The organism is uncultured Nitrospira sp., assembly GCA_902500695.1.
Classification (GTDB): Bacteria; Nitrospirota; Nitrospiria; order Nitrospirales; family UBA8639; genus Nitrospira_E.
Genome location: CABVRQ010000141.1, coordinates 1 through 4,697 on the forward strand (window position 1 = coordinate 1; position 4,697 = coordinate 4,697).

Consider the following 4,697-nt stretch of genomic DNA (forward strand, 5'->3'; position numbering starts at 1 on the left):
GCGTATCTGAACGGATACGATTCGTATCTTCTCTCGTTTTCTTTCCCAGGTAAAGATGAGTTGATCGAACAACATCCGGATTGAAATGTACTCAAATTTCCCAAGAATACGGTGAATTATTCGCTTGCAGAAATAACTTTCCTCCATTGAAGATTTTGGCATTGAGGTTGCTATAGCAAGCTGCAGAAAGATTTTTTACATTAACTCACCAAGGAGGGTGCATGGTCAGAAAGCAGGTGCACAAGATTCAGATGCAACGTAGGAAATGGACAGACGATATCTTTGGGGATCCGTAAATGAAATCGGATTCGTCGCGGTTCCATCAATTTCGCATTCACGCAAATGAAAGAGAAAGGGCATTCTATGAAACTCAATGGGTTCTTAAAAATAGTCGTAATCCTTGGCATGGTGGCCATCAATTCGTCAGCATGGGGCCACAGTCCGAACGATGCGGGCGAAGGCGGTCTTCAATCTAAAGTTCGTGAGGCGGGTCTGATTATGTACGGCCAGGTGGTTGATATCCAATATCGAAACTCAGAGCCCACGAAAGAGCAACCCCAGGGTCTTCCCCATACGTTCGTGACCTATCAGGTTCTGGAAGTGTTGAGAGGTGAAGTACCGGACAAAAAAGTCACCCTTCGAATCCCCGGTGGGTCGGATGGGCAGGGTGGTGTCTACATGGTTTCGACGGCACCTGCGTTTGCCCTTGGACAAACCGATGTGTTGTTTGTCAAAGGAGGAGAGATCAACGACTGCCAGCTTGTGGAATGTGTCGAGGGAAGATTTCGTATACATGATAACCAGGTGTTGAATGGTTGGGGAGTGCCGGTTGTGGAAGCCCACAAAACCTTACGCGTTGGTGGTAAACCGCGGTTCGATCTCAATGTGATGGAAATACCACGCCCTTCGTTTAAAGCCTTGTTGGAACGCCCTGATATGAAGGCCTATATCGATCGGGTAAGCCAGGAGAGCAGACAGAGCTTGAAGGATCTGCAGGCCCGCTATGACCGGGAAGCTCCGAAGGTCACGACGGTCAATCTGGGCAATCAGAACCTGCCGATCCAAAAAGATGTGACCGAAGAACCAGAGGCTTATCCCATGGAAGTCTATGAGGATGCGCTGACTCCCGACGTATTCTTTGATGCCATACGCGAGTGGAATAAGCAGGTGGGTGATCCTCGATCCCCAATAGTGATGGCGAATGTGAAAGAACGGTTTGAAGTGCCTGACAATGAGGTCTTGGCTCTCGAAGCCAAGGATGAAGCATTACCTAAGATAAGCGATGAAGAACGCTATGACATTCATGCTAAGGAGGGACTTCGATAATGAATATGACAAAAGTTTTCGTACCTATGGTTTTTGCGGTCTTGTGTAGTTCTCCCGCATTTTCGGCATCCTGGCTGGAATGTAATGGAGACAGTGGCAAGAAATTGCGTTGGGGAGGAAACTCCACCACAGCACGGATCAATACGGGAAGTTTCCCGGCCGGAAGTGTCCTGCAGGCAGCTCAACGAGGTGTGAATATTACTAACACGAACCCCTCGCCGTTTACGATCAACCATACGACCGAAACTGGTGGGGTGGGGAGTGGAAATGGGCAAAATGAAATCTGGGCCGCAAGTATTTCCCCACCAGGTGAGGCCCGCATGCGCTATCACTGCTACTGGTTATTTGGATGGCATTATGGACTGGACGAAGTGGATATCGTGCTCGATTCCACCGGACCGTCCTGGACTACCTCCCAAAACAAAAACGCCAATAGTACCTACACCGGGTCAAGCAGTCCCATCGATGCGGTCATCGTGCACGAGGCTGGACACTATCTTGGCCTGATGCATGTCAATTGGGAATACAATGTCATGGGTGATTCGTGGCGCCACCATCACACCAATGGGGGGTCGGCTATCACGTATTTCGGGGAAGATGCTTCGCACGGAGCGCGAGTGCTGTATGGGTCACAAGGCTCCGCCTTTAACGATGTGTCCGCCTCGCACTGGCGAAGAACCGGAGCCAGCGGCGAGTATTCAAGTCATGACCGGGTGCGGGTCCGTAATAATGCCAACACCGGGACGCTGACCGGTATTACGATCGCCGGGGAGCCGGGATATCGAGTGAATCGGGGAAGTGTGGTACGGCCTGAATTTACGATCGAAAATAATGGGAAACAGGCTCATGCCAACGTGAGCTTTGGACTCTATGTCTCTACCAATGACTTTATTAGTTATAGCGATACCCGTATCGGTGGGGGAACCTTTGGCTCGATTCATCCTGCCGACGTGTTAACCACCACGATTCCGGTGATCATTCCCAATTTTCTGAATGCGGGACAAAATTACTGGCTGGGAATCATCGTTGATGAAGACAACGATATCAATGAAGTGAATGGTTCGAACAATCGGGCTTATATTCCCATCCGGGTTCAGTGAAAAAGGTGAATGTGCAAGTGAAGGATTCCGGTATCACTTTGCCTGTGGTTTCTGACTCACTATAAGGGAATGAACCTCGGCCGGATCCCCAGCCATGTTCAATGGGATGTCAACTTGGTAGCCGATGCCGTCAGGATTCACGGAGGAATCTTGCACGGCATCGGCTTTCTTTACGGTTCATTTTTGCGGAAAACTAAAGAGACCGGGAAATCGGAGATTGTGAGAAAATGAGAGGTGAAAGGAGTAGGGGGATCAGAGAGGGGTTAAGGAAAAGGCTGTTTCTTCAAGAGCCATGCGAAGGGCAGTCTTCCTGTTCGAAGTCTGTCCCCCTGGTTGAGCTGTAAAGCTCTACCCGTATCTTGATGCATGATGCTTTTCTGGTGAATCCCGGCACTATTTTGTAATCGGTACACCGGAATTGGATCCCAGAAGCCACAATTAAATGAACTACCGAAGAGTTTTTTGTGTTTTAACTGCAGCTCGCGGGTTTTGGTGCGCAGGGCAAGAGGCAAGTGTGCGCTAAGACGGAAGAATGATTCCCGCGATTCCTTTTTCGACCCTGCTTTGGAATCAGGACTCAGAGGGGGGAAACGGTTCTGCTGAATATTCATTGACAAGGACTGAGGACATTTCTACACTTCCGACCCTTGACTGGAGGAAAGCGAAAATGGCTTCTGATCTAAACTGAACGCCTGAACAATACTATCTCCTACTACACACAAGAGGTCACTATGAACCCTTCTGCACCTTACCGGCAGGCCGTCGCGGTTGTGTTGTTCAGCCTGATTCTCGTTGTGATCCCCTTCACCGGATGGGCAAAGAATGAATGTGTTGTCGAATACAAGACGGGCAATCAGACGCTGACAAAGAGCCTGAATTCCGGCCAAACGTTCACGTTTTCTCCGGTGGTCTCCAGCCTGGCCTGGGTCCGAAATACAAAAGTCCGACCCCTTGAGGTACAAGTAACCAATCTTGGGGAAAGCGGCAGCAATCCGAAATGGGTAACGCTTCCGGCCATGTATGCCCGTGATCCGCTGGCTGGAAGCTATTCGGGCAGTGTGAAGCTGTACAAGGCCCGTTGCCCTTCCCTCGCATTTCCTGATGTGCAAAAAACCCCGACACCGGGTGGGCCTGTTCCCATTCCCTACCCCAAAGTGGGCCAATAAAAAATCAACAAGAACATTTTTATTAAACCGTATGCATACGGCTGGAATCGAACGGGTTTTCAATCTGGTAGAGGGTTGAAGGTATTGTGTCGCCAAGAAAACCCAATATGGACCAGACGGTATTGATCCACATGGTTAATTTAGCCTTTCGAGCTGATCATCAGGATGAGTATGCCATTGCGTTTAGTCAGACAAAGGATATTGCCATGGGTATTCTTGAAAAATTCGACGGGTTGGGGTTTTCCATTTCTGAATGAAGCTAAGCAGTTCGAATGCAGTGGGATCCCCTAGGACGGCACAGTCCACCTTCCCGTCTTCGTTCACTCTCCACACATAATCGCCTTCTCGAAGAAGAAACATTCCCTCTTCACATGATCGACTAATGGTCATGGTGTCGCTCATCTTTCTTCTCTCCTTTAGAAGTTGTCGCTCACAGAATTCGCTCACACGTTGGTGCAGTCGGAACAACAAACTTCTTTGTTCGAAAAAGACATCAGTCGGATAAAATGTTCACATCGAACGCAAAACAAATATCCAGCAGCATGAAATCTATAGGGATTGGTGGGCAATACGTCATTCCAATTGACTGCTTTAATTGGGAGCATGGAAGTCGTTAGGGAAGGCATGGTATGGACGTCTTTCTCAATTTAGGGTTCATGCCTATGGTCGCCACAACCAATACAAAGAAACCAGTCCCAACAGACTTACGCAACTGATGATGATGAGTAAAATACCTTCCATGGTGTTGCCTTTCTATCTGGTCAGCCATCTGTCACCGTTCTTGATTCAAAGAAAAGCAACCTTGATGCCGTTGGTCGTGTTGGTGCTTCTGGACATCCAGGAATGCAAACTAAGCAACTAATTGTAAAGAGGAAATAGAAAGAGGCGGAAATTATAGGTTCTAGAAACCTTTGACTGGTGTGAGGTGGGCAAGTACCGAAAGGGGTACATGTCGTAAACATAGGTGGCAGATATGTCTAAGCTAATCGTGCCTCGACTTATCATTCAAATGATGAGGGAGGCAGAAGGGTGCCTGTCGGGCATTAAACTCAAATGGGTGATTAAGCTGCTGTCTAGAATAGCGTGGTTCTTCTTAATATCCATC

At 48.5% G+C, this 4,697-nt stretch carries 4 protein-coding genes; 3 read left to right on the forward strand and 1 reads right to left on the reverse strand.

Features of this window, described 5'->3' with window-relative positions; genetic code table 11:
• Nucleotides 1–363: 363 nt before the first annotated feature.
• From AAH187_RS18720 to AAH187_RS18730, 3 genes are all read left to right on the forward strand, one after another.
• Complete coding sequence (locus tag AAH187_RS18720) at nt 364–1,326, forward strand: hypothetical protein (RefSeq protein WP_342350009.1); 963 nt, start codon at nt 364–366, stop codon at nt 1,324–1,326.
• Complete coding sequence (locus tag AAH187_RS18725) at nt 1,326–2,426, forward strand: CARDB domain-containing protein (RefSeq protein ID WP_342350010.1); 1,101 nt, start codon at nt 1,326–1,328, stop codon at nt 2,424–2,426. Before AAH187_RS18720 ends, AAH187_RS18725 begins: the two co-directional genes overlap by 1 nt.
• 731 nt (nt 2,427–3,157) lie before the next feature.
• Nucleotides 3,158–3,592: a hypothetical protein gene (locus AAH187_RS18730; RefSeq protein WP_342350011.1), complete on the forward strand. Its 435-nt coding sequence runs from the start codon at nt 3,158–3,160 to the stop codon at nt 3,590–3,592.
• A gap of 183 nt (nt 3,593–3,775) precedes the next feature.
• Here AAH187_RS18730 and AAH187_RS18735 read toward each other — a convergent pair whose 3' ends face one another.
• A complete protein-coding gene (locus AAH187_RS18735) occupies nt 3,776–3,994 on the reverse strand; it encodes a hypothetical protein (protein WP_342350012.1) in 219 nt (72 codons plus the stop codon).
• Nucleotides 3,995–4,697 lie beyond the last annotated feature (703 nt).

Excerpts from the sequence above, each read along its gene's own strand:
- AAH187_RS18720 (WP_342350009.1), top strand. The coding sequence starts at position 364 with ATGAAACTCAATGGGTTCTTAAAAATAGTCGTAATCCTTGGCATGGTG.
- AAH187_RS18735 (WP_342350012.1), bottom strand. The coding sequence starts at position 3,994 with ATGAGCGACACCATGACCATTAGTCGATCATGTGAAGAGGGAATGTTT.
- AAH187_RS18730 (WP_342350011.1), top strand. The coding sequence starts at position 3,158 with ATGAACCCTTCTGCACCTTACCGGCAGGCCGTCGCGGTTGTGTTGTTC.
- AAH187_RS18725 (WP_342350010.1), top strand. The coding sequence starts at position 1,326 with ATGAATATGACAAAAGTTTTCGTACCTATGGTTTTTGCGGTCTTGTGT.